Here is a 24,435-nt window from a genome sequence, read left to right on the forward strand (position 1 = left end):
CCAGGTCGCTGTTTATCGCAGGGTTCTTACTTCTTATAGGCTGCGGTCCCCGAAATCCGAGACCGGTTTTTTCGGGCGGTCGTTATTGAAGTTGGACGGTATTTCCCGAATCTGACCACCGCGCGCCAGGAAATCAGCTACCTGCCTGGAAAGCTCTTCCCGTGCCATCTGACGAGCCGCTATGTTGAAGTCCTCCGGCGTGTCAATCTTGCTCTTCCCGGACACCTCCGCGTCCACCTCATCTTCCAGCGCCTCTTCTTCACCTTCCTCGTGATCCACTACATCCTCGACGTCATCGTCTTCAATGGGGTATTGACTAGCCATAAAATTGTCACCTAACTAAATACCAAACAAGGTTGAAGCGACAGGAATGCGGCGGCCATCAGGAGCCGACTTCCTCCTTCGTTCGCCGTAACTTATAGCGCAAGCCGTTTTCCACGTCATGATATTTTGGCGATTTTTTTAGGTTGTTTTTGCCTTAACACCAAAAGTAGGTAAAATTTTAGTTATTAACAAATGCCAAGGCCTGCTATGAACCCGAAACCCCTGCTAAAACACTTCCCCGAACTGGCCCACTTGCCCCAAGAGGAGCAGGAGAGCCTGCTGCGCAGAGCGGATGAGGATGCAACAGGCCCCGAGCACCGACTGGAAACCTGGCGCAGCAACCTGCTCAGTTTGGCGGTCGTCACCGGGCTCAGTCTGGCGCTGATTTTTTGGCTAGGCCCGGTACTGAATTTGTCCAGGCAGTCCACTGCTATCTTCATTATGGTGGTCGTTTTACCCGGCTTTATTGTTATCCAGCAACGCCGGTATATCGCTCGCCTAAAGCCGTTTGTGGCCCAGCGACTCAAGCACAGGGAAATAGCGGGTAACAAGGAATAGAGAACAGAGTAGCCAGAAACGACAAAGCCGGCCACAAGGGGCCGGCTTTGTCGTCAGGCGGTTTAGGCCGCCTGTGGTACAGATGCTTAAATCGCGTCTGGACCTGTTTCACCAGTACGAATACGGATGATTTCTTCCAGCGGAGTAATAAAGATTTTACCGTCGCCAATCTTGCCGGTTTGAGCCGCCTTGGTGATCGCTTCCACCGCCTGCTCAACCATTGAGTCGTCCACAGCCAGCTCTACTTTTACCTTAGGCAGAAAGTCCACCACGTATTCGGCACCGCGATACAGCTCAGTGTGGCCCTTTTGACGGCCAAAGCCTTTGACCTCGGTCACGGTCATGCCTTGCACGCCAACCTCTGAAAGCGCTGTACGTACGTCATCAAGCTTAAACGGCTTTACCACAGCAGTAATCAGTTTCATTTGTGAGTTCCTTTTTGGTACGTCTTGTTAGTCAACCGGCCAACCCGGGGGCGTTGAGCTAAAGATACACGCAACGCCCTAAAAATTCACCCGCTGACCAACAAGAGAAGACTTTACAATCCGGAGTCCGGCTCTAAAGCCGGCTCCGGGGTTCGAGCAGTTACTTGCCGACAAACTCAGGGTAAGCTTCCATACCGCATTCGGCCAAGTCCACACCCTCGTACTCTTGTTCTTCCGTAACCCGGATACCCATCACCGCTTTGATGATGCTCCAGGCAATCAGGCTGGTCACGAAAACCCAGACAAAGATGGTCAGCGCGCCAATGATCTGGCCCACAAAGCTCGCATCGCCGTTGGTCAGCGGTACCACCAGCAGACCGAACAGACCGACAACACCGTGCACCGAGATAGCGCCCACTGGGTCATCAATTTTCAGCTTATCGAGGCCTACGATGGCGAAGACGACGATCACACCGCCCACAACACCGATGAGGCTTGCACCCAGTGCAGAAGGGGTAGAAGGCTCAGCGGTAATGGCTACCAAGCCGGCCAAGGCGCCGTTCAAAGCCATGGTCAAGTCAGCCTTGCCGAACAGCAGGCGACCAGTGATCAGAGCCGCTACCAGACCAGCCGCAGCTGCCGCGTTGGTGTTCAGGAACACCATGGCCACTTCGTTGGCACTGGCAATGTCGCCCAGCTTCAAGACCGAACCGCCGTTGAAACCAAACCAGCCCATCCACAGAATGAACATACCGAGGGTAGCCAGCGGCAGGTTGGCACCAGGGATGGCGTGAATTTCGCCGTTGGGGCCGTACTTACCTTTACGAGCGCCCAGCAACAGAACACCAGCCAGAGCGGCAGAAGCGCCCGCCATGTGCACAATGCCGGAGCCTGCGAAGTCAGAGAAGCCCAGGTCGCCCAGGTTGTACAAACCAAACACGTCGGCTTCGCCCCAAGTCCAGGCGCCTTCCATTGGGTAAATGAAACCGGTCATGACTACCGCGAAGGCCAGGAAGGACCAGAGCTTCATGCGTTCAGCCACGGCACCGGAAACAATAGACATGGCAGTGGCCACGAAGACTACCTGGAAGAAAAAGTCCGAAGCATCGGAGTACACCGAGTCGCCGTCGAAGCCATTTTCAGCAGAGGCTGCCAAGGCGTCAGCAACCAAGGTGTCGCCGCCATCAATACCGGACAGGAAGAACCCACCGCCATACATGATCGCGTAACCGCACACCAAGTACATGATGCATGAGATGGCATACAGTGACACGTTTTTGGTTAAGATTTCAGTGGTGTTCTTGGCACGCACCAGGCCGGATTCCAACATGGAAAACCCGGCGGCCATCCACATCACCAATGCACCGCACATAAGAAAGTAAAACGTATCTATGGCGTACTGCAGATGAAAAATATTCTCTTCCATTGCTTATTCCCCGTCTTTTTTTGGTTTGTTAATTACAACGCTTGATCGCCTGTTTCGCCGGTGCGAATACGGACTACCTGCTCGAGAGTGGAAACAAAAATCTTGCCGTCACCGATTTTGCTGCTGTTGGCGGCTTTGGTGACGGATTCCACCACCTTGTCCACCTCGGCGTCGGCAACCGCTATCTCCACCTTGGTCTTGGGCAAAAAGTCCACCACGTACTCAGCCCCGCGATAGAGTTCCGAGTGCCCTTTTTGGCGCCCGAACCCTTTCACTTCGGTGACCGTCATACCGTGAACACCCAGCTCAGAAAGTGCTTCACGCACAACATCGAGCTTGAACGGCTTGATAATGGCTGTTACCAGTTTCATGGATCGACTCCTAAAAAACCCGCATTGACTGAGCGGGCGACACTGGATGTGTTTCTGTTTTTAATGTCTGCTCCGGCATTCCCTCGGCCTTGCCTACGTCCTGTAGCGGGCAGATTTCCAGTACACAGAACGGCCAGCTGGGTAAAAAACCGCACCGCCGCTGACTGTGTCTGGGGTTACAGCGGTGCACAGAGCAGGCCAACTCCTAAAATTCGTTATTTTTCATAGTGTTACAAGGAAAATGGCGTCAAAGGCAAGCGCCAAAGGGGTGTAAGGAAAGAGGTTTGCACCAATTGAGGGCGGGCGCCCAATGGCTGAGCACCAAATTGGGGCTCCGTTTGTTCTGGCGCCGATTACTTCGGAAATGCACCGCCAATGGGCAAAGTAAACCCTCCCCGGCAAAGCTTTTACGAACTGCGGGTAGTGAATACCCTGGCTGGCATCTTTGTCCTCACTCCGGGTGCTGGTATGCTGGGCTCTTCAAGTAGGGACCCCAACCGATGGAAAGCGACAGCGTCACGATCATGGCTTACGTCAGCGCCGCCGTAGTGGCCGCGCTGCTCACCCTTACATTTTGCTACCAATTTTTTCGGCATCAAAAAACGGCCTTCTTTGCACCCGCCGCCGCGGTGCATACATTTAATCTTGGTGTCGTTGCCGCCGTTATTGCCGGCCGTATCGACTCGCCCCAGTGGGCGCTGTTCATCGAGTGCCTGCATTACAATTTTTGGGCGCTGTCGATCTACCTCACCCTGAAGGCCACCTCCGACCAGAAACGCCTGCCGACCAGCCTGCGCGTACTGTTCGTCTTGGGCTGGCCACTGACCGGTTTAGCTTTGGTGGCCGCGCTGACGGGCCTGTCCACTCAGGGATGGGCGCCGTGGGCGACGTTGTCGCTAGCCGTGATCGCTTTGGTAAGCGTCGAGCAGCTATTTCGCTACGCAGCCTCCAACGACCGGCAGATCAAGCTGCTGTGCATGAACCTGGCGGCGCTTTTCCTGTTCGATATTTACCTTTCCACCCATACCCTGATCTTCCAAACTGTTGACCCATTACTCGTTCAGGCTCGAGCGGCAGTCTCCCTGGCGGCGTGTCTATTCATGGCTCTGGGCGGGCTACTGTTGCAGCAGCGCTCAGAACGGCCGGCCAATATCACGCTGTCGCGTCCCATTGCCTTTTACACCACCTCACTGGTGGCGGTGGGCGTCCTCATCACGGTGCTAGCGCTGGGCGGCTACTACGTGCGCCTGTACGGGGGCAATTGGGGAACAGTGATTTACAGCTTGGTGCTGGCCGGTGCCGTGCTTCTTATCACCAGTATTTTCATATCCACTACAATCCGTTCGCGTCTATCGGTACTGATCAACAAACACCTGTTCCGGCATAAATACGATTACCGCAGCGAGTGGCTGCGATTGATCAATTACTTAGCGCAACCGGCCGAGAGCAGCGAAGCCAACCAACGAGCGTTCTTCGCGGTGGCGTCAGTCACCAGAGCGCCCGGGGGAGCGATTTGGGTGCGAAAACAAGGCTACTACGAACCGGTTTATCAATCGGGGTTACCGAGCTTCATTGACTTGCAGGAGGAGCCGGTTGATAGCCCCTTCTGCCAGACGCTGCTGCAATCAGAGTGGGTTTTTTTCCCGGACAGTGGCGATAACCAAGCGCTGAGCCAATATAACGAACACTTGCCGCCCTGGACGCACAATATTCCCAACCTTTGGCTCCTGTTTCCACTTATTGTGGGCGAGGAGCTGGTGGGTTTTACAGCCTTGATTAAGCCAGAGGCCGATGCAAGTCTTACTTGGGAGGATCTGGATTTATTGAAAACCATAGGCCGCCAACTGGCGAGCTACCTCAAACGGCATCAACAAGCGGAGCAGTTAGCAGAGGGTGCGCAGTTTGAAACCTACAACAAGCTGGTCGCGTTCATTATTCACGACCTGAATAACCTGATTGCCCAGCAAGCGCTGGTAGTGCGCAACGCCGAGAAACACAAAGACAACCCCGAGTTCATCGACGACGCTATTCAGACCATCAGCCACTCAGTGGATCGCATGAACGGACTACTGAAAAAACTGCGCACCGACGGTAAGGATCTGGTGGCGCAACTGGCGATTCGCGATGCGGTGCAGAAAGCTGTGGACGAGTGTAGCGGTGGCAGCAGCACCAGGCTCACTTCAGACATCGAAAACTGTGCGCATACCATCGAAGCGGATGAAGTTCGCCTAATCATGACCTTCACCCACTTTATCAAGAACGCCCTTGAAGCCACCCCTGAACACGGCCGGGTTCATGTTACACTGCGCTGCACGGAGCACCACGCCGTTATCACCATCGAAGACACTGGCACCGGGATGGACTGGGACTTTATTCACAACCGCCTCTTCAAGCCCTTCGAAACCACCAAATCCGGCAAGGGCATGGGTATTGGTGTGTATCTGTCACGGGAGTATATTAACGACCTGCAAGGTACACTCAACGTAACCAGCGCCCTGGGTGAAGGCACCACGGTCACCGTCGAACTACCGGTAGATTCCATTGAGTTTAAGGCTTCTCTATGAGCAAATCAGATCACAAGAAGACGCTTCTCATTATTGAAGACGACCGCGGGCTGCAAAGCCAACTCCGCTGGCACTTTGACGATTACGAAACCGTATTTGCCGAGAATCGACAGGATGCCATCGCCGCGCTACGACTCCACGAAGCGGCAATCATCATTCAGGATCTGGGTCTGCCACCGGACCAAGATGGCGTGGACGAAGGTTTCAAATGCATTCAGGATATTTTGCGCATCTCGCCCCACAGCAAAATCATTGTCATGACCGGCAAGACGGATCATGAGCACGCCATTCGCGCGGTCGCCATGGGCGCCTACGATTACTATCAGAAACCCGTAGACCCAAACACCCTGGACTTGATCGTTCAGCGCGCCTTCACCATGTTTGATCTCGAAGAAGACAACCGGCGCCTGAGCCGCCTGCATCAAAAACCATTGGAAGGGCTGGTCACCAATGACCCGCAGATGCTTAAAATCTGCCGAATGCTGGAAAAGATTTCGCCCACCAATGTCACCTGCACCCTTTTGGGTGAAAGCGGAACCGGCAAAGAGATTATGGCGCGGGCCATTCATCAGCTAAGCCCGCGTAGGAACAACCGCTTTGTCGCCATCAATTGCGCGGCGGTGCCTGAAAACCTGATCGAAAGCGAACTGTTTGGCTATGAGAAAGGCGCCTTCACGGGCGCCAACAAACAAAGTCTGGGCAAAGTGGAAACAGCCCAGGAAGGTACTTTGTTTTTGGACGAGATTGGCGATATGCCACTCAACTTACAATCCAAACTGTTGCGTTTCCTGCAGGAACGTGTGATCGAGCGCGTCGGCGGACGCAGCGAGATCCCCGTGGACGTGCGCGTGATCTGCGCCACCAACAAAGACCTGTCCGCCATGGTTCAGGAAGGCAGCTTCCGGGAAGACTTGTTCTACCGCATTTGTGAAATGACAGTAGACATACCACCTCTGCGCGTGCGCCAGGGCGACAAAGTACTGCTCGCCCGCCACTTTATGCTCAAATTCGCCAAGGAGCACAGCCCGAACATAAACGGATTTACGCCCGACGCCGTATCGGCCATCGAAAGTTATTCCTGGCCAGGCAACATTCGCGAAATGGAAAACAAAATCAAACGCGCCGTGATCATGGCTGACGGAAAACACATTACTCGCGATGACCTCGGTTTAGCTTCTGGCGATGAGCTGTCCTTCAACCTCCGGCAGGTGCGCCAAGAAGCAGAGAAACATGCGATTCTACGTGCCGTGGCGATGACGGATAACAATATTTCCGCTGCCGCCAAGTTGTTGGGCATCACACGGCCCACGTTCTACGATCTTATAAAAAAGCATGATATTCCTATCGCTAGCCATGCGTAACATCACACTTACTTGAAGTAGCTTCGACAGGGCGTATACATCCGCAGATGTAAGCGGAACCAAGCAGACATAAGTGGAACCAATAGGGTACCCTAGTGCTTTTTTACTGCAACCACACGGAGAGGGTATGGACTCGGCCGCCGACCAATTTTTTCCTTCTCATCACAAATTCGGTTTGTTCCGTTCGCAAGCCTGGCAAAACGCATGGCGCGAACACTGGGGGCAGAGCTCAGCGCTCACCCCTTTAGCCAAAACGCAAGAGCAACCGGAGTTCTACCGCTACTGGCATGTCAAGCGGGGCATCATTCCTATTCGCACTGTCATCCCTGCCGGCATCTCCTCTCTCGCGGCACCCAGCACCCGGTCGGAGTATTTTTGCTTCCCTCGCGCGGGAATAAACGCGAGTTCAGATGTCCGGCGCTACCTAAAGCCGGCGCTGAACTACCGCTGGGATCTCCTATACCTGCCCGACGTGCTGGAAGGTACCGACGAGCACCACGCGCTGCTCGAAGTCGCTCAAGATCTGAATTTATACGTGAGCGAGCAGGAACGCGAAACCGCCTATGCTGTGGATCTGCGCGACCATAACTTCGACGATTACGTGGCCAATCTTGGGAAAAACACGCGCCTCAAGCTTTACAACCGGCGTAAAAAACTGGCGAAAGAGGGAGAGGTCAAGGTCGAGAATGTTTGGCCGGATCGCGAGCGTTTCTACCAGCTGCTCAATGATTTCCATAGGGAACGTTGGGGTAAGCCCGTTTACGAAGGGCGCAGCCTGGGATTTATCGAAACTCTACTGACGGGCCTTGCCGACGAAGGCCATACCGTCGACCTGTCCGTTATGAGTCTATCTGGCAAGCCCATATCCGCCGTACTGGATCTAACCATCCACGGCCGTTGCTACAATTTGCAATCGGGGTTTGTGGAAGATTTGATTAAGGGCGTTTCCCTGGGGACCTTACATTTGGGCTATCAAATCGAAGCGGCTTTTAACTCCGAGACCGAGTTTTACGATCTTATGGCGGGTAGTGGCAAGAATTCCCAGTACAAAGCCGCCCTAGCCACCTGCCAACGGGACTTTGTATCCCTGATTCTGGTAAGAAATCCCGCGCTCAAACTCGCCTACAAACTGCGCGATCGGCGCACTATGTCAACTTCCCATTCAACAGAAAGGCCGCAGCCCTGCTCTTCTGAATAAAATGGTGTGACACTAAGCCCACCACCAACGTAAGAACACAAAAAATGGCAAATGCCACGTGCACCGAAGGCGCCCCCACACGATAAAAGTAAAAGGCCACACAAGCGAGCACCGGCATGTGCAACAGATAGAGGGTGTAAGACGCGTCCGCCAGATATTTACCCCAAGCCCCAGGACGAGCGAACAAAACCGCAAAAGCCCCCATGCTCAGGAAAGCCAAAGGCAAGGCCACCGCGTACTCGGACAGCTCGAAGAGTATCCTAACCCAGGTGGAAGGGGCCCCGTCGACAGCGAAGAACAGATACATACCGAGCAGCGCCAGACTACCGTGCAACCAGAGTACCGCTCCGGTGGTAATGGCACGCAAAGCGCCGAGCTTCCAGAGTACGACGCCGAGCAAAAAGTCCGGAATATAAGTTATTAGATGCGGCATCCAGAAGAGTCCGAACAGGGAGCGACCCCACGGCCAAACATCCAAGCGCCACCCCACACGGTGGAACAGAAAAACCAACACCGGGTAACTCAGATAAATCAGTAGCAGCAGCAACGGCACGGGAAACTTGAATGTGGGCCGCAGCTGTAACACAGCGGTAAAGTGATGCAACACCTGATACGCGGCCCCATACACAAAAAGTATGGGCAAGAACCAAAGATGCTCCAACCACAGCCCGCTTAGCCAATAGTGACCGCTTAGAGGAGAGCGCTCAAACTCGCCCGGCCAGGCGAGAAAACCAATGATCAGATTGAACGTCAAACCGCACACCAACATAGGCACTAAAAGTCGGGCGGCGCGACGGGTCAGGTTATGGCGTAAGGAGTAGCGCTCCGCCAACATAGCGGCGAAAAACCCCGCCACCAGAAAGAAGGCTTCCATGCGAAACAGCATAATCACGTCGATCAGATACTGGTAAACCGGCGATTCCACACCGACGTTTATGTAGGGGCCTAGAGGGTTGGGCGATAAATAGAAGGCCGCGTGCAAAAGGATCCCCAGCGACATGAGGAAGCCTCGCAAAATATCAATATCGTGGTAGTAAGGACGCTGTTGCCCCTCACCCGATGTCATGGCAATCCCCTGGCAGCGAGCAGTCTTCGCCCGAATTGGTACCGTGACGCCAGATGTTACATTATCCAGGCGACTCAGCACAGGGCTCAATCCTCCATGCGGGTTTAGGGGATGTTTTTTACCAGAGGCGGGCCAACCAGCTTAGTTATCCATACCGGCAAGCGCTTCCAAGCGGCAATGAGGAATTTGTACTTGGGGTTGTCTGGGTTTAGGCCCGGCATGCTACCGCCGGCAGGTAAAATGTAATACCAGTGATGCTCAAAGGGCTGGGCACCCCACTGTTTTTTGAATCGGTAAGTCCCGGCGTCGCGGGTGGAGCGACCGAAATCGAAGAACTCATAGCCGTTCCGAACCGCGAAGTCGAGAATCTGCCGATACATCCACATATTGGTATCCATGGCGTTGGCCGATCTCACTGTTGAGGCCCAGGGAATCTCCAGCATACCGTTGTGCCCCACCAGAAAACCCGCAGACACGGGTTTGTTACCAACGTACACCACGGCCAACGTGGCCTCGATGTCGGGCTGAGTGAGAAGTTCAGAGAACCACTTTTTGGTGTAAACCGGTGTGCCCAGGTCGCGCATATTGATGGCGAAAACCCGGTAAAAATCATCCAGCAGATCGGTCGCCCCAAAACGAATTTCCGGGTTATAGGGTTCGGCTTTTTTACACTGAGCGCGAACCTTCGCCCCCAACTGTTCGTCCAGCCGCTGAGAACTTTTAGGCAAGGGCAATACCATGGAGACTTTTTTGGAGGACTTATGGGGCCAAAGTTCGGGTTGCATGGTACGAACTTCAATATGATCCAACTCTTCCTGTGCGCACACCTGCTCTAACTCTTTCAAAAGCGCGCGCGCCACATCCGTATAGGGCGTTAGCACACCACCGTAGTTGAAATAGGGCACCGACACAGCAAAGCGCCCGAACAAACGGCTGTTGAAAAATGTTAGGGGCACACCGCCGACAATGTCGCCGGCCTCGGATTGCGCGACCCATACTCGAGTCTGATGACCAAATACCGACTGGATTGCCTCTCGCCAGGCAGGAAAGCAGTAGGCCGGCGCATCCTTCTGGGCCTTTACAAATTGATACCAGCGATCCATCTGTTCAGCGTCGAGCTCGAAAATTTGAAAAGCGCTAGCGTAATCACTGTTGGGGATTTGATACAACGGTGGAAGCTTGGGCTTGGACTCCGGCTGCTGCTCGGAGGGGAGCGCCGCCCGCAAATACTTCTCTCGTTTTTTCAGCTCGGACTCCAGTGCTTTAACGCTTCTGGACACCGACTGCATACGCTCAATAAGCTCCGCGTGCTCCGAAGTACCGTCTGCAACACTCTTAAAGGCACGAGCGACCTCAGCTTTGTCAGCCTTAAGGGCCTTCAAGCGCTGTCGCTCGTCTTTAATAATTTGAGCTTGTGTCATTAATTCGGATCCAAGCTCTTCCTTGAGATCCAGGCCCATCTCTTTAAGGGCCGCTTGCGGGTCACGCACAAATGCTTTGATATCCATTCCCCATGCCTTGCAAAAAATCCGGTTTACTTCAGTTAAATAGGCAATTTGCTGCGCAGCGCCTCAAACCAGGATGAGTAGCGAACGAACTGATCAAATTGTGTTGGAAAGGCGATGCGCGCTACTCGATAAGGATTTTGTCGGATAGCTCTTAAATACGATGTTTGCGATATGGTGCTCACGGCCCCCTGATAATTGGCCGCTTTAACCAACTTCTCATGGCTGCGAGAAAAATCCCGTTTGGTGCCGGAGGGGTAACAGAATACTTGAGAAGGGTTAGTCAGCTCCTCACTCAAGCGGCGTTTCGAATGCGCTAACTCGGCCGCAACTCGCTGATCGTCCAGCGCACTGAGTACCGTGTGGGAGCGGGTATGAGAACCGATCTTCAATCCCTGGCTCTCACTAGCGCGAAGCTCATCCCAAGTGGCCGCGCAATAGTCTTCCGGTGCATCAACGGGTATTTTGACCTGGCAAGCCGACTCAACCGCCGCCATGTAGTCCGACAGATATTCAGAGCGTTGAGACTTTACATGGGAGGTAATAAAGCGGCGCGAACGGATACGAGCCTCTGGTGTGGACAAGTCCAAATGCGTGCTCGTACCCTCGACTTCCAGCTCGCACTCCGTAAGCGGTGAATGCTTCACGGCGTAAGCGAGCTTTGCATCCCACGGCCAATCCAGCCCATCGATAAAATCCGTAATGGCAAAAATGGTTGGTTTAGCCCGGTACCGCAGCAACACAGGCACCAACCTGGACACTTGATCCGCATAGCCATCGTCAAGGGTAAAGCACAAGGTGGGGCGACTGACTTTTTTGCGCTGAATCGCGCAATCCACCACTTCATCAACGGACATAAAGTCATAGCCATTTTCCACGGCGTAGCGCAGACAGCGCTCCAGTAATGCCTCTGAGATACCGTGAAAAGACTTATCCGCTGGTTCTGCACGGTGCAACATAAACACCGTGACATAGGAACCCATCAGACTCGAGAAATACGTTTCCAAGCCCCTGTTAGTTATGGCCCAGCGCATGAACGTGTTCATAATCCTTCGCCTCCCCCTTCGTCCGGTACGTTCGTGGGACCCACTCATATAGAGGCTACAGCCACCCGGAAAGCCGCGCGTTAAATCGCCGGCCGGTGTTGCTGATATCGTCATGCATACCAAGTCGGGTTAGCTCATGGGGCTGTATTGCCCCGCCCTGATTGATACCACTTTGGGTGGTGACCGCCGCTTGGTAGTGGTTTTTAACCAGATCCAGTGCAGCGGGTGTGTAGTCTCCGTTTGGAAAACAAAATAAATTAACCGACTGACCAGTTTGCGTTTCCAGCACGTCCTTACTATGCACGATTTCATGCACTAATGCATCTTGCGCCATATCGCCGTTTAAGCGCCGGTGGCTACACGTGTGTGAGCCGATTTCAACCAGTCCTGATGACTGCATTTCTCGCAGCTGCTCCCAGCTCATTAGAGCCGGAGCGGTTTCACTCATGGAGCGCCAATTGATATCCTCCAGCGCCCGGAAAATCGCCTCATCACTGTTGGCTTTCAGGCGATTGATGCACGCGGCAATGTCTTCCCTGTTCCGCTCGTGACCTTGAATAGCGTCGGAAAACACCGGATGCCGAGCCATTTCGGGGCCCGCCCCGGCATGCAGTAAACCCGCCACAACATTAGGCCAAAACTGAAAATCCGTGCCTATTTTTTCCGCCACGGCAAACAAAGTGGCCGGAAGTTGGTGCGCTTTTAACGCGGGAAACGCGTACTCATAGTTGTCCCGCCAGCCATCGTCAAAGGTAATTGCGCAGGCTTTTTTAGGCAGCGTCTCACCACGGTCTTTTGCCGCGATCCATTCGCCCAATGTAACAACGTCAAAATGCCGTTTCAGCTCTCGCAAGTGCATGTCAAAGCTGTCCGGTTGCACAACCATGCCGGGCTCCTCCGAAGCGAAACGTTCGTCCTCGCGCGGCAGGATTCGGTGATACATCAATATCCACAAGCGGGGTTCGGCGGTCGCCCGCCTATGGGCACCGAAGTAGTCCGCGCCGGCCAGAAATACCGGCTTAATCATCCTTTTAATCACTAATTACCGACCCGACAAATGTTTTAAATAAAGTTTTAATTCGTGCCACGCGGGACGCATGTCCCCCAGCCGGTTTATCTCACACCGGCCATAGTGCAAGCGCGGCGTACAAAACTGCAGTATCCGCGTCAGCTTTTCCTTGAGAGCGTAGTGCCCCTTCAAATAGAGATAAAGACCGTCCACATCCCCCAGGAACCAACGCAACCTTTGACCGATACGATAGCCCTCATAGCCCCCCCGGGGCAAGCGCTGTTCAACGCCCCAGAGCAATTTTGGAAAATCTACGCCGGCATCGACGGCCAACTGCAGCGAACCCCAAAAGCGAGTATTGACCTCCATCAAATAAGGCACACCGTCGGGCGACACCCGAAATTCCACCATCGCCACTCCGTGCCACTTAACACTGTCGAGTAATTTTACAGAATAGTCGTGCATGGCCGGGTCTACCTCGGCACTCTCACTCAATACGCTCACGCCACCTTCTGGTGGTTTTTCCCGCAAGCGCCGATGGGCAAAAAACGCCACCGGCTCACCGTGATCGTACAAACAAAAAATTCCCGCCCCCTTGCCCGGTATAAATTCCTGCAGCATAAAGGGGTAAGTGTGCAGGTAGGGAGACGCCTCAAGCTCTCTTGACAAATCGTCCGAAGAGCGCAGAATCCGCACCCGCGTGGTAATCCATTTCCCTTGCGCATAAATCTTTGACAGGCAGGGTTTCAATACCAGGGGATAGTGAAGCGTTGTCGGATCCAGCTCTTCAGCACAACTAAACCACTGAGAGCTTGGCACCGGGATATTTAAGCTTTTTGCACAGTCTAACAACTTGCCTTTATCAGCCAACTTCATTAGTGTGCTATACGGCGAAAACGGGAGGTGGACGCCCTCTAAGTGCTCCGAATTCATCAGCAAAAGCTGACTGGTAATTTCGGTCACGGGCAGCACCAGCGAAAAAGGAGTTTGGGCCACGACGCCCTTCAACCAAGTCAGATAGGCCTCTGGCTCCCTTTCCGGGTTGGGGCTTTGAATATAGCGCATCGAGAATCGGGAGCATCCCGCCAAGGCCACCGGAGAGGCGCCGGCCGTCGTAACCTCGACGTCCGGTATTGATCCCAGTGACCGCGTAACGGCAAGCGCACTGCGTTGCTCCGCATCAAGAACGAGAACTTTCACAATGACGACCTTCTCCTTAAAGGGTTGTACAGGGCACGGGCCAAATTTTTAGGCCCCGGACGGGAACAATGTCGAGTAACTGCAGGCCCAAGCAAAGAACAAAATGTGAATTAGCTCCAGAAGCCGAGAGCCTTTTCACACCTTGCGCTTGAAGTCAGTTATCGTTAGGCATTCAATGACATCCTTTGCCAGCGCCAAGCAGCGCCTATGGTAAACCAGATCGTCTAGGCATGAACAGGGAACTGAATTAGATGACTAATGACCGTGGGTCAATGCTCCATATTATTGATACCACCGGACCAGGCGGTGCGGAAACAATTTTTACACAGCTGGCGGCCTACACACAGAATGCAGGCTTTCGGTCGATTGCCATCATCCGCGGCCCGGGCTGGGTTGAGCAGGAGCTATCCCGGCTGGGAATAGAAACCCGGGTGATCGATTGCAAGGGCTCTTTCAACCTCAAGTTCCTTCGCACCCTGATCAGCATCATTCGAACAGAGCGCGTCGAACTGATCCAATCCCACCTACTGGGCTCCGCCGTCTATGCCGGTATCGCTGGTCTGCTCACACACACTCCTGTGTGCTCTACCTTTCACGGCTTGGTCGACGTGTCCCCAAGGGAACGCTTACGGTGGGCGAAGTTTCTGATTATTCAGTTGGCTACCAACCGGGTAATCGCGGTGACCGAACAGCTTAAGGATATGCTCATGGCCATCTCCACCCTGTCAGCCCAAAAAGTTGATGTGATCCCCAACGGAATTGATACGGAACATTACTCGCCAGAAAGTAATCCCTCCCTACGTCGCGAGCTGGATCTACCTGAAAGCGCCCTACTGGTGGGCTGCCTGGGCAACGTGCGAAAAGCCAAGAACTACGATCTGGCTATTGAAACGCTCGCCGAGCTGCGCAAAGGCGGTAAAGACGCACGGCTGCTCATAGCTGGGGACGACAAAAACGATCTGGCGGAACGGCACCGGCAATACGCCCAAGAATTGGGCGTCGCAGAATACATAGTCTGGCTGGGTTTTTGGCGCGATGCGCGCGGCTTTCTCAACGGCATTGACGTGTTCTTACTCAGCTCAAGCTCAGAGGGTCAGCCTCTGGCGGTAACTCAGGCCATGGCTACAGAGACGCCCATAGTGGCGACCCTATGTGGCGTCGAGGAGCTGGTTACCCACCGCAAAACCGCCCTACTGGCCAGCCTGGGCGATGCCAAACAGTTGGCCGCGTACATTGGCGAGCTGTCGGAGAACCCCCAACTTCGCACCACCTTGACCAAAGCTGCTCAGAAACACGTGCGGGAGAAGCTTAGCCTCAAATCCATGTGCGATGAATACAACGCAGTATATTTGCATGCACTCGAAGGCCAAGGCGAACGGCCGGGCCTGCTAAGTCGATACTTCCAACTTATGGCCAGCAACTACGGCGGCAAGAAAGGCTATCTTCGTAGTGCCTGGCACCAATTGACCGGCAGCCTCAGCGGTGGATACCTTCGTTACGGGAGAATACCCCCAAACACCGAGCGCGTCGTTTTTGTCTGCAAAGGCAATGTATGCCGTAGCGCTGCAGCGGAACATGCCTTTCGCAAATACTGCACCCTGCCCACCGCTTCAATCGGACTCGATACCGACACTGGCCTAGAAGCGAACCCGAGAATCACCCAGGTAGCGCGCACAATGGGATTGGACATGAGCACCCACTTAACCACCGCAAAGGACGACTTTGTCGCCAAAGACACAGACCTGTTTGTATGCATGGAGCCAATTCATATTGCACAGGTTAAAAAAGCATACAACACCCGAAATATCGTACTTCTCGGCACTTTTGGTCAACCCAAGCGAGTTTACATTCATGACCCCTACTCTTCCACGGACGCCTACGCCGCTTTTTGCACCAATTACATCTACCGCGCCGTGAAGACACTTTCCGAACAGCTTGAAAAAAGGACAGTGCTCACTCGTGCAACTGATTGATGACACAAAGGTTTTTGTCGGTAAACTTAGAAAGCAGGATTTCGCCTTCTATACCGCAGCCGCTTACCTCATGTTTGAGTACCTGAGGCCGCATGTCATTTATTCTGCAATCGACGTACTCCCTTGGGCTAGACTGACCATTCTTATCGGCCTCTTTTACGTTCTCGTGTCAGGGCGAATTAAAATCCAAGGCATGCACGTGGTGCTTTTTCTGTTTATGGTCACCGCGATCATATCCAGTTATTTGTCTTATGACACCACAGCATCGTTCAACCGCCTCTATTACATATACTCCTGGTTTCTTATTGTCGTTTTCTTTACGGCATGCGTAAAGAATGTCGAGCAATACAAGCTACTAGCCATCCTGTTCTTTTTGTTTTTATTTAAAATATCCCTATTTGGCGCACGAACATGGACGATGCGGGGCTTCGCCTTTACCGACTGGGGCATACAAGGGCCTTCGGGTTATTTTCAAAACTCTGGCGAACTTTCTTTGCTCATGGCTATATTTGCAATCATGACGTTTGCATTTATTTATGGCCACAAGAACATTCATAAAATTTACTACCTCGTTCCCATAACCGCAGCCATGACAGTACTCGGCGCAAGCTCCCGCGGCGGACAGCTTGCGTTGGCCGTGGGAGTTATTCTAATGGTCGTAGCCTTAGGTAAGCTGCGTATCAAAAATTTGGTCTTTTTTGCTCTAATAGGCATCGCAGGCCTTTCGCTCCTCCCAGAAGAGCAAAAGGAACGTTTCTCCAACATGGGAGATGACGGCACCTCGGAATCTCGCCTCATGTACTGGGAGAAGGGCATAGAGATGATGAACGATAACAAGCTTATCGGGGTCGGTTACTATGCTTTCTCATCTTATTTTGAGGACAACTATGCCCCGTTTGTACAATTCGAAAACTTCACTTACCGACGGGAAGTCGCCCACAATAGCTACATACAAGTCGGAAGCGAAATGGGCTATACCGGCTTATTTTTGTACCTACTGCTAATCTGGATATGTTACCGCCTACCCAGAAAAACGAGGAAGCTACTGGAGGGCAAAGAACTGGACGATCGCCTCTCCTGGGTCCCCTTATATTGCAAAGGTATGAATATAGCCCTTGTGGTTTATCTTGTAGGATCGACGTTTATGTCCGTGGCGTTTTATCCATACCTATATTTATTCCTAATGTTGAATCAAGTACTATATAACACCGTTAAGGCCGACTCTGGATTGTTGGCCCCTGCCAGCCCAGAAAGGTCTCACTCGCATGTCAGTCTCGGTAATCATCCCAGCGCACAACGAAGCCAGCTACATTGAACCAACCATTAACCGCTTACACCAGGTATTAGCGAATAGATTTGAATATGAAGTAATTGTGGTTGAGAACGCAAGCACGGATGAAACGAGAAGCATTCTTAACAACCTAGCGAAACTTACCGTCATTCCAGTAGATAACAAAGTGACGGTGTCCGCAGCAAGAAATGTCGGCATCGAAGCTGCGAAGTTTCCCATTCTCGCATTTATCGACGCAGATGTTCTTCTAACCATCGAATGGGCGGAGGAGCTGGAGAGACAAATAGATAGCTTACAGCGTGCCCCGTTACAAATTACCGGATGCAGATACGTGCTCTCGGAGCAGCCGAGCTGGATTGAAAGATCCTGGTTTGCTCACATGAGGGCGAGCGGAACCAAGTACATAAACTCGGGCAACTTGGTGACCACTAGACAAGTCGTTGACCTGATAAAAGGCTTCGACCCCGGTTTAATTACCGGCGAGGATGTGGATTTTTGCGGGCGAGCGGCTCAAGCCGGGGTAAGCCTTATCATCAATGAGCGCTTTAAAGCTCACCACGAAGGCTACCCCAAAGATCTATCATCCTTTTTTGCCCGTGAGCTGTGGCATGGAACCGGCGACTTCCGCTCCGCTAAAACCTTTTTTAGATCCAAAGTCGCACTGTTCTCTGTAGCGATCACCAGCCTAACTCTAACTAGCGCCCTGCTGCTAATCGCAGGGCACACCATGGTATCGATCTCCCTGCTAGGTGCAGCTCTATTTGCGAATGCGTCTGCTGTTAATTCGCGTTTCAGGTATAGATTTTCCTTTTATCTCGCGATCGTGTTTTTGCACTTGGTGTATTGCTTCGCCCGCTCAACTGCAATATTCAGGAGACAGCAAATATAATGCCATCCTAAGCATCTCCAGCAACTAGTCCCCTGCCATCACAGGCCTATACTTGAGCAAACCTCCAATGTGAGGGTTTCCATGAGCATCTGCGTTTACGGGCTCTTCTACCGTAATGGTGATTTCGTCAACATACATATGCTGGTCTTGAGGTGCACCGCCGTTCCAATATGTAAAAAGCAAGGCCCGATTGCTGTAGTCATCGGCTTCTCTTAATGTCTTCCGGTCCAAAATTTCTTTTAGAAGTAGGCCATTCTTCCATATCCTGACTTTTGCACTTCCTCCTTCACTTACAGGCACGTTATCGAGCGTTACAGCCATTTCGTAACTCTGCCACGCCTCCTTCTGAGGGGGATTTTCCGAGCTTCCTACATTAACCCAGCGGCTCTCCCCTTCGTAAATCCACTTGTAGGGCTGGCCAGCGCCTTTTTGGTCATAGTAAAGGTCATTGTAGCCGTGGTTACTCCCAGTAGCGCTGAGCGTTTGAATTCGCAAAAACTTCAAGCGATTCCCTTCACCGTACGAATGATGATCAAAATCTTCTGGCATATAAATATGAACGAGAAACCAGATCGTGCTCCCTTTATAGACTCTTTCCGGGAACATGAACTCTCCCCCCCAGCTGCCGTACCCCGTCTCCCCCTCACGGATACTTATCCGGGCGCTGTTATTCTTTAGTTTCTGCTCATTACTATACGTACTTTGCCCGCCTGCCCCGTGGAATCCATCATTTGCTTTGTCCGCTACTGCCCCCACCTCTCCTTCGTCAAAGCTAGCATGAATAGTCCAAGCCTGCGCCCCAACAGACAGGCAAGCAATAGCTATGCCGAGCACTAAGGCTTTAATCTTTACGTTCATTAGTCAATACCTTTGCCATACTCGAGGGACCTTCGACTGATGCCGTCACGGGCCAATCGCTTGCGCCCACTTTAGCTGAACCTATACCGCATGTTAGTATATAGCTCACGTAATCTCAAAGCTCTAACATAGCAACCCAGACATCAGTGCTGATGCTACCATATCCAGTGTAGAACTAATTTCCTTGCTAACGCCCCCCCCGCGCCAGACTTGAGAACAGTGTCACAAAAGTCGAGGCTTCTATCTCTGGCTACCGCCCCATTCCAGCAAACAAAGCTTCCGGTAGCACCGGTAGATGCCTCGATTCTGAGGCAGACACGTACGCCCCCATTAGTCAGCCTAGCTATACGCTTTTCAACTCGGCTAAACCCCAACCAAAAATGCGCGGCATGAGAGCCTAAATCCCGCGTCACTCCTAAGATCGCTAACCGGCCGTCCTGAAAAAAGTGAGTGCACCGTGAACAAGGCCCACAAGCAATAGGTGATCTCGACCTCAGCGCAACATCGACTTCACCACCCGCATCTTTCCAGATGCCTCCCTGGGAACAGCATCACAGAAGGCAAACTCACAGCTGATATCCGGGTGTATTCTTTGTTGTATACCCGCTTCAATTGAACCAACCAACTGATCGCTCCATTTTCCTGTCTTGACGATGTTGATCTTGAATCTGTTTAGCTCCTCTTGGATTACCTGAAACTGACTGAAGGCGCCGCTGTTCGCTTGTAGCCCTTCAAATATGTACATAACGGATTCAGGGTGAATCTCTCTTCCGGATGGGGTCTTGATAATGTCGTATGCCCGGCCATGAACATTCTCGAGCACGGGTAGGGTCCGGCCGCAGGGGCATTCCTCATCTGACATGGTGGCGTAATCGCCGACTTTGTAGCGTATCAGCGGTGTCGCCTGATTAAAATAATCGGTTACCACGATCTGGCCTGTTTTTGCCGGCTGACCATCGTCGTCCACCAGCTCAATGAACATGTTGTCTGACATCACGTGCAAGCGACCGTGCTCGCATTCGTGGGCTATCGAACCCACCTCCCCGCAACCATATTCATTAAACACTTTTACGCCCCACACAACTTCTATGTGCTTACGGACTGGCTCACTAAGTACCTCAGACGTCGTAATGATGCACCGAATGGAGTTCACCCGGGGGAGACCTTCGGATTCTACGAAATGTGTTAGGGCTTCGATGGCGCTTACGTACCCATACAGGTACTTGGGTTTGAATTTTTGAATTTTTTGGTAATGCGCTCTTAATTCCGTTGCGGCCAAATCGAATGCCGATATTCGCCGCCGATTTGAGACGAAGTCAATCAACTTGGCTTTGTTGGAATCCAGCGATCCATGCGGAACCCCCCAAAAGCGCGCTTGACTGTCACCAATGCTTACTCCGGCCCAGCCGTAGGATCTCCACGTAGCCACGCGCTCCCTGGCCAATGCATCGGGGTTTTTGTAAAGCTTTACCGGCTCCCCCGTGGAGCCACCCGTCGTTTTCGCAGAAGAGAAACGCGCCTTGTACGTAACCAGCTTGTCAATGTTGTTGATCAAATCGGACTTCTCAAGAAACGGTATACTTCTTAATAGCTCCTGGGCTGACTTTCCCGGCTCGAGTTCCGGGATTCGATCTTGGTAAAACGATGAGTGTTTTTTGGCAAACGCAAGGATGCTGCGAAGCTTTTGATCTGTGTAGTCACGCTGCTGATCTTGGGACATGTATTGTTGATTTTTGTAACTGCGCATGTGCTTGTGTATCAGCTCACCCCTGAGCAAGGTGGCCGGATAGTAAAGCATGTACCTGGAAATGTGGCCATCCATAATGCCGCCTCCGTACAACAGAAAACAGGGAATACTTAGCTCGCTCTAACTCGTTTACCTAACGCAAGATTTAACACTGAGCACAATCGCCCAATGTAGTAGAAGTAGAATATGGCCGAGTTTATGATGATGCTGGCCGGCCCAGCGTGCCTGAATTTGTAAATCGAACTGAGAAAAAGTAGACCTACAATGCCAGCTAAACCCGCCATCAACGGAACTGGGTTTACTGGAGCGTATATAAACGCGCTTATTGCCAAGATATGAAATAGGAAGATAAGAATTGCCACAATGGCGACTTTAGACGAAAGGATGGTACTTATACTTTTGGTGTCGCCTTGTCCGTGCCATGCTTCTCTACAAACAAATTCCCGCAGGCTCTTGGGGTAACCTCGATGGATCGCTTTAAGAGCGGGATTGTTAACGAGTGTTGCCCCAGACTTCTTGGCTCTAATGCAAAAGTCGTAGTCTTCACCCGTTTCATGCTCGGCACTGAATCCACCCAAGGCATCGAATAGCTCTCGTGTTACCAGTAGATGGCCGGTGCCCAGGTGAGTCGTTTTCTTCTCCTGGCTCACCTTCCCAAACCAATGTTTCTCAAGCCACCCTCCATTATCCGGAGGGACACAATGTGAGCCAGTTATTAAATAGGGGTTTTCCTGCATAGTTCGACAAACCGAATTAATCTCGCGGAACCACTCGTCCGTGAGACTAACGTCAGAATCAATGAAAACAAGTATTGGGGCCGAGCTTTCCTCTACACCACGGTTTCTTACTTCGCCGATGGTTCCGCCCTTCTTTGTGACGACTGTCGCGCCAGCAGAGCGTGCAATGTCACAGGTGGCATCGGTTGATTCGTTGTCCACGACGATCACCTCAATGGGGATTCTCCATTTGTGGTTCATGACGACGCGGATTGTTTCCCCGATGTTGTTCTTCTCATTTTTCGCGGGGATAATAAAAGAGATCTGCGGAACTTGATAAGTACCAACGCTGGCCATTGAGTTACTTCCTTTATCCTTGGCTTAAATTTTCTATACGCTGTAGACGCGGAGCAGCGCTTTATGTTCCGTACTGACGCCGAAAACCGCGCGCTTGTTTAGTCGTCCTTTTTGCCCAAGTGTTGGATTATCTTACGACGCTAGGGAGTCAATTGGGCGACAAGGACGAATTATTTTTTTGAGGCCAATTTGGGCCACCATTCTTTTTCTTTTTAGTCGCATTTTTCAGCAAATGAGTGGCAGTGCTCAATTTACCGATTCCGAACTTTCGGTTCCCTTGGGGATGGGCTAATCTCAGTGCGACTTTAGCCACCCGTAATGCCCTTTTGAGGTTTAGCAGTATGAAAATGAAGTACAATTTCGTGATGTTGTTCACAGGATTTTTGTTAACCGCCACTGTGGCGGCGCAGCCTTTTATGGAGGACGATTTCAGTAGCGGTGATTTGTCCAAATCCATGAACGGGTTCCAATGGTCCGGAATCGGTTCATCCGCGGATGTATCAAACCCGGTCCACGTCAGAGAAACCACTGGCAGAAACGGCGAAACCACCAATGCACTCCATTTCCGTTATCGGGCCGGCAGCAACTGGGTGGAAAAGCGCTTCGATACAGTCAACCCTCATCGAGAGCTTTGGGTTAGGTACTGGATTAAAGTACCCGAGAATTATCAGCACGGCAGCGGCAGCCCACACAACAATAAGTTTTTTGCCATTTGGATGGATGGTTATTCCTCCAAAGGCGAAGGCCCGACTGTGTTCTGGAATTATTGGCGGAGTAGCGAAGGGGCCACCCTCACGGTAAGCAATTCCAGAGGGCAAAAGCGGGTTTCCGGACCGAACGTGGAGAGGGTCCCCTTTATCAGAGTTCCACAGGATCGGGGGCGCTGGATGCAGGTAGTCCTTAGAGTTAAAGCCGCCACTAACCGCAGCTCAAACGATGGGATCATTGAAACCTACCGGCGCTGGGAGAATGAGGATAAGTTCACAAAAATCCAAGAAGTTCGGGATGCCGATATCGCTGTACCACCGAGCGGGCCGGACGGTTGGCGTCGGGGCTATGTGATGGGCTATGCCAACGCAGCTTACGCTCAGGATACCACCTGGATCATTGATGACATGGCGTTTTCCAGCTCCAGCTTGCTGCAGACCACTGCGCGGCCGCTGCCACCGCACCCTCACAACTAAAGAGTCGCAACCAAGACATAAGCTTAAGTAATATCAGCATGCGTGCACGGAAGCATGCTCCCCCCTTTCTTCATCTCCTTCCAAAGTCGCTCCTCCCACAAAAATAACCCTCGCGTGGTTTACGGCGACGGACACAGTTCTTTCAATACTATTCTCCTAAGTGTTTCCAGAAATTACCATGCTTATTTTGGGGAACTTGTCAGTATTGGTGCTGCCCATGCGTTGCGCCTTTTTGAGTCCTTTGCTTTCCAAGCCAAAAGGGTCGGCTAGGCTCGCATCGGCGGCTTGCGTCACCAGTAATGACCATTTGAGATTAAACAGTATGAGAATGAAGATCAGTTTCATGACCTTGTTGACGGGGCTTATGTTGTCCGCCTCGGTAGCAGCACAGCCTATAATGATCGACGATTTCAGTTCCGGAGACGTGTCGAAGACCATGAACGGTTTTAAATGGTCAGGGAGCGATTCAGCTAACGACCTGTCCAGTGTGACTCATGTCGCGGAAACTGAAACCCGCAAGGGTGAGCTCGGTCACGGGTTGCACTTTCGCTATAAGGCGGGCAGCAGTTGGACTGAAAAGCGGTTTGACCTCGGTAACCCGCATCGGGAAGTCTGGGTCCGGTATTGGATTAGGGTGCCAGATAACTTTAAGCATGGCAGCGGTAACCCAAACAACAATAAGTTCTTTGCCCTCTGGATGGATGGTTACTCCTCAAAAGGCGACGGCCCGACAGTGTTCTGGAATTACTGGCGAAGTGATAATGGCGCCGAACTAACGGTAAGCTATTCCCATGGCCAGAAAACCGTCTCTGGCCCAAATGCGCAAAGAACCGACTTCATCGATGACTCGGCGGATCGGGGGCGTTGGATGGAGGTTGTGCTGAGAGTCAAGGCTGCGACTGATCGCAACTCAAATGATGGCATCATCGAAACTCACCGGCGCTGGGAGGGAGAGGGATCCTTTACCAAGATTCACGAGATTAAGGATGCCAACATCGCGGCGCCACCCGGCGGCCCCAACGGCTGGCACAGTGGCTATATCATGGGCTATGCCAATGCCACTTACTCGGAAGACACAATCTGGGTGATCGACGAAATTGAGTTCTCAAACTCCAGCCTACTGCAAAGCGCTGCTCGTCCAAGGCCGCCTATTCCCCAATAAACAGCCTCTCGGGTCCCACACCTACAAGGCAACTGGCATGCACGGATGCAGCCCCTCCTCCCCTTGTATCGTGGTCTTCTGCGGACAACCCCGTTAACTGCCTTTCGAGGTCGCCCTAACTACGGTATCATTTGGCCGGCCGCCAGCGCCTGTCACGTTGGCGCATCGTTAAACCTGAGCACGCCTGTCGCTCGGTCTGCTGCCC

The 24,435-nt window shown here is 52.4% G+C and carries 21 protein-coding genes; 9 read left to right on the plus strand and 12 right to left on the minus strand.

The features are described from left to right. Window positions 1-33: 33 nt before the first annotated feature. Window positions 34-324 carry a hypothetical protein gene (locus tag RBH33_RS05575; protein ID WP_306731154.1) on the minus strand — a complete coding sequence of 97 codons (291 nt, stop codon included), beginning with the start codon at window positions 322-324 and terminating at the stop codon, window positions 34-36. A gap of 207 nt (window positions 325-531) precedes the next feature. Here RBH33_RS05575 and RBH33_RS05580 point away from each other — a divergent pair, with 207 nt between their 5' ends. Continuing rightward, complete coding sequence (locus RBH33_RS05580) at window positions 532-882, plus strand: hypothetical protein (RefSeq protein WP_306731155.1); 351 nt, start codon at window positions 532-534, stop codon at window positions 880-882. 86 nt (window positions 883-968) lie between these two features. On the opposite strand, the gene RBH33_RS05585 is transcribed toward RBH33_RS05580, so the two are convergent. The 3 genes from RBH33_RS05585 to RBH33_RS05595 all read right to left on the minus strand — a co-directional run bounded on the left by RBH33_RS05585 (window position 969) and on the right by RBH33_RS05595 (window position 3,104). After that, window positions 969-1,307 (minus strand): P-II family nitrogen regulator, encoded by a 339-nt coding sequence (locus RBH33_RS05585; protein ID WP_306731156.1) that lies wholly within the window; start codon window positions 1,305-1,307, stop codon window positions 969-971. 160 nt (window positions 1,308-1,467) lie between these two features. Then, a complete protein-coding gene (locus RBH33_RS05590; RefSeq protein WP_306731157.1) occupies window positions 1,468-2,733 on the minus strand; it encodes an ammonium transporter in 1,266 nt (421 codons plus the stop codon). A gap of 32 nt (window positions 2,734-2,765) precedes the next feature. Further along, window positions 2,766-3,104 carry a P-II family nitrogen regulator gene (locus RBH33_RS05595; protein ID WP_306731158.1) on the minus strand — a complete coding sequence of 113 codons (339 nt, stop codon included), beginning with the start codon at window positions 3,102-3,104 and terminating at the stop codon, window positions 2,766-2,768. 500 nt (window positions 3,105-3,604) lie between these two features. On the opposite strand from RBH33_RS05595, the gene prsK reads away from it, so the two are divergent. From prsK to RBH33_RS05610, 3 genes are all read left to right on the plus strand, one after another. Continuing rightward, on the plus strand, window positions 3,605-5,668 hold the full coding sequence (gene prsK, locus RBH33_RS05600) for an XrtA/PEP-CTERM system histidine kinase PrsK (RefSeq protein WP_306731159.1): 2,064 nt from the start codon (window positions 3,605-3,607) through the stop codon (window positions 5,666-5,668). Further along, the gene (gene prsR, locus RBH33_RS05605; protein ID WP_306731160.1) at window positions 5,665-7,029 is read left to right on the plus strand and encodes a PEP-CTERM-box response regulator transcription factor; all 1,365 of its coding nucleotides are present in this window, start codon (window positions 5,665-5,667) and stop codon (window positions 7,027-7,029) included. The genes prsK and prsR overlap by 4 nt, the downstream gene beginning before the upstream one ends. Before the next feature lie 127 nt (window positions 7,030-7,156). Next, a complete protein-coding gene (locus RBH33_RS05610) occupies window positions 7,157-8,227 on the plus strand; it encodes a GNAT family N-acetyltransferase (RefSeq protein ID WP_306731161.1) in 1,071 nt (356 codons plus the stop codon). On the opposite strand, the gene RBH33_RS05615 is transcribed toward RBH33_RS05610, so the two are convergent. The 5 genes from RBH33_RS05615 to RBH33_RS05635 all read right to left on the minus strand — a co-directional run bounded on the left by RBH33_RS05615 (window position 8,175) and on the right by RBH33_RS05635 (window position 14,053). Next, window positions 8,175-9,293: an acyltransferase family protein gene (locus tag RBH33_RS05615; protein WP_306731162.1), complete on the minus strand. Its 1,119-nt coding sequence runs from the start codon at window positions 9,291-9,293 to the stop codon at window positions 8,175-8,177. The two genes, RBH33_RS05610 and RBH33_RS05615, sit on opposite strands and share 53 nt — an antisense overlap. Window positions 9,294-9,397: 104 nt before the next feature. Continuing rightward, window positions 9,398-10,801: a FemAB family XrtA/PEP-CTERM system-associated protein gene (locus tag RBH33_RS05620; protein ID WP_306731163.1), complete on the minus strand. Its 1,404-nt coding sequence runs from the start codon at window positions 10,799-10,801 to the stop codon at window positions 9,398-9,400. A 35-nt stretch (window positions 10,802-10,836) separates the two neighbouring features. Next, window positions 10,837-11,844, minus strand: coding sequence for a polysaccharide deacetylase family protein (locus RBH33_RS05625; protein WP_306731164.1), 1,008 nt, complete (start codon window positions 11,842-11,844; stop codon window positions 10,837-10,839). A 55-nt stretch (window positions 11,845-11,899) separates the two neighbouring features. After that, the gene (locus RBH33_RS05630; protein WP_306731165.1) at window positions 11,900-12,871 is read right to left on the minus strand and encodes a polysaccharide deacetylase family protein; all 972 of its coding nucleotides are present in this window, start codon (window positions 12,869-12,871) and stop codon (window positions 11,900-11,902) included. A gap of 15 nt (window positions 12,872-12,886) precedes the next feature. Beyond that, window positions 12,887-14,053: a carboxylate--amine ligase gene (locus RBH33_RS05635; protein ID WP_306731166.1), complete on the minus strand. Its 1,167-nt coding sequence runs from the start codon at window positions 14,051-14,053 to the stop codon at window positions 12,887-12,889. 251 nt (window positions 14,054-14,304) lie between these two features. Between RBH33_RS05635 and RBH33_RS05640 the strand changes: the two genes are divergently transcribed. The 3 genes from RBH33_RS05640 to RBH33_RS05650 are packed head-to-tail and all read left to right on the plus strand — an operon-like array spanning window position 14,305 to window position 18,206. After that, entirely contained in the window at window positions 14,305-16,026 is a 1,722-nt protein-coding gene (locus tag RBH33_RS05640; protein WP_306731167.1) for a glycosyltransferase, read from the plus strand. Then, the gene (locus tag RBH33_RS05645) at window positions 16,013-17,341 is read left to right on the plus strand and encodes an O-antigen ligase family protein (protein WP_306731168.1); all 1,329 of its coding nucleotides are present in this window, start codon (window positions 16,013-16,015) and stop codon (window positions 17,339-17,341) included. Before RBH33_RS05640 ends, RBH33_RS05645 begins: the two co-directional genes overlap by 14 nt. Continuing rightward, the gene (locus tag RBH33_RS05650) at window positions 17,292-18,206 is read left to right on the plus strand and encodes a glycosyltransferase family 2 protein (protein ID WP_306731169.1); all 915 of its coding nucleotides are present in this window, start codon (window positions 17,292-17,294) and stop codon (window positions 18,204-18,206) included. The genes RBH33_RS05645 and RBH33_RS05650 overlap by 50 nt, the downstream gene beginning before the upstream one ends. A gap of 24 nt (window positions 18,207-18,230) precedes the next feature. Here RBH33_RS05650 and RBH33_RS05655 read toward each other — a convergent pair whose 3' ends face one another. The 3 genes from RBH33_RS05655 to RBH33_RS05665 all read right to left on the minus strand — a co-directional run bounded on the left by RBH33_RS05655 (window position 18,231) and on the right by RBH33_RS05665 (window position 21,884). Further along, window positions 18,231-19,064: a hypothetical protein gene (locus tag RBH33_RS05655; protein ID WP_306731170.1), complete on the minus strand. Its 834-nt coding sequence runs from the start codon at window positions 19,062-19,064 to the stop codon at window positions 18,231-18,233. A 493-nt stretch (window positions 19,065-19,557) separates the two neighbouring features. After that, window positions 19,558-20,886: a phenylacetate--CoA ligase family protein gene (locus RBH33_RS05660; RefSeq protein WP_306731171.1), complete on the minus strand. Its 1,329-nt coding sequence runs from the start codon at window positions 20,884-20,886 to the stop codon at window positions 19,558-19,560. A 35-nt stretch (window positions 20,887-20,921) separates the two neighbouring features. Then, window positions 20,922-21,884: a glycosyltransferase family 2 protein gene (locus RBH33_RS05665; protein WP_306731172.1), complete on the minus strand. Its 963-nt coding sequence runs from the start codon at window positions 21,882-21,884 to the stop codon at window positions 20,922-20,924. Between the two features lie 341 nt (window positions 21,885-22,225). Here RBH33_RS05665 and RBH33_RS05670 point away from each other — a divergent pair, with 341 nt between their 5' ends. Further along, entirely contained in the window at window positions 22,226-23,068 is an 843-nt protein-coding gene (locus tag RBH33_RS05670; protein WP_306731173.1) for a hypothetical protein, read from the plus strand. Between the two features lie 343 nt (window positions 23,069-23,411). Further along, a complete protein-coding gene (locus RBH33_RS05675; RefSeq protein ID WP_306731174.1) occupies window positions 23,412-24,230 on the plus strand; it encodes a hypothetical protein in 819 nt (272 codons plus the stop codon). Window positions 24,231-24,435: the final 205 nt, after the last annotated feature.

The sequence above is a fragment of the Marinimicrobium hydrolyticum genome (assembly GCF_030848505.1).
Lineage (GTDB): Bacteria > Pseudomonadota > Gammaproteobacteria > Pseudomonadales > Cellvibrionaceae > JAVDDU01.

Bases quoted from the DNA above. Each gene is read 5' to 3' on its own strand.
- RBH33_RS05575 (WP_306731154.1), bottom strand. From the start codon at position 324: ATGGCTAGTCAATACCCCATTGAAGACGATGACGTCGAGGATGTAGTG.
- RBH33_RS05580 (WP_306731155.1), top strand. From the start codon at position 532: ATGAACCCGAAACCCCTGCTAAAACACTTCCCCGAACTGGCCCACTTG.
- RBH33_RS05585 (WP_306731156.1), bottom strand. From the start codon at position 1,307: ATGAAACTGATTACTGCTGTGGTAAAGCCGTTTAAGCTTGATGACGTA.
- RBH33_RS05590 (WP_306731157.1), bottom strand. From the start codon at position 2,733: ATGGAAGAGAATATTTTTCATCTGCAGTACGCCATAGATACGTTTTAC.
- RBH33_RS05595 (WP_306731158.1), bottom strand. From the start codon at position 3,104: ATGAAACTGGTAACAGCCATTATCAAGCCGTTCAAGCTCGATGTTGTG.
- prsK (WP_306731159.1), top strand. From the start codon at position 3,605: ATGGAAAGCGACAGCGTCACGATCATGGCTTACGTCAGCGCCGCCGTA.
- prsR (WP_306731160.1), top strand. From the start codon at position 5,665: ATGAGCAAATCAGATCACAAGAAGACGCTTCTCATTATTGAAGACGAC.
- RBH33_RS05610 (WP_306731161.1), top strand. From the start codon at position 7,157: ATGGACTCGGCCGCCGACCAATTTTTTCCTTCTCATCACAAATTCGGT.
- RBH33_RS05615 (WP_306731162.1), bottom strand. From the start codon at position 9,293: ATGACATCGGGTGAGGGGCAACAGCGTCCTTACTACCACGATATTGAT.
- RBH33_RS05620 (WP_306731163.1), bottom strand. From the start codon at position 10,801: ATGGATATCAAAGCATTTGTGCGTGACCCGCAAGCGGCCCTTAAAGAG.
- RBH33_RS05625 (WP_306731164.1), bottom strand. From the start codon at position 11,844: ATGAACACGTTCATGCGCTGGGCCATAACTAACAGGGGCTTGGAAACG.
- RBH33_RS05630 (WP_306731165.1), bottom strand. From the start codon at position 12,871: ATGATTAAGCCGGTATTTCTGGCCGGCGCGGACTACTTCGGTGCCCAT.
- RBH33_RS05640 (WP_306731167.1), top strand. From the start codon at position 14,305: ATGACTAATGACCGTGGGTCAATGCTCCATATTATTGATACCACCGGA.
- RBH33_RS05650 (WP_306731169.1), top strand. From the start codon at position 17,292: ATGTCAGTCTCGGTAATCATCCCAGCGCACAACGAAGCCAGCTACATT.
- RBH33_RS05655 (WP_306731170.1), bottom strand. From the start codon at position 19,064: ATGAACGTAAAGATTAAAGCCTTAGTGCTCGGCATAGCTATTGCTTGC.
- RBH33_RS05660 (WP_306731171.1), bottom strand. From the start codon at position 20,886: ATGGATGGCCACATTTCCAGGTACATGCTTTACTATCCGGCCACCTTG.
- RBH33_RS05665 (WP_306731172.1), bottom strand. From the start codon at position 21,884: ATGGCCAGCGTTGGTACTTATCAAGTTCCGCAGATCTCTTTTATTATC.
- RBH33_RS05670 (WP_306731173.1), top strand. From the start codon at position 22,226: ATGAAAATGAAGTACAATTTCGTGATGTTGTTCACAGGATTTTTGTTA.
- RBH33_RS05675 (WP_306731174.1), top strand. From the start codon at position 23,412: ATGACCTTGTTGACGGGGCTTATGTTGTCCGCCTCGGTAGCAGCACAG.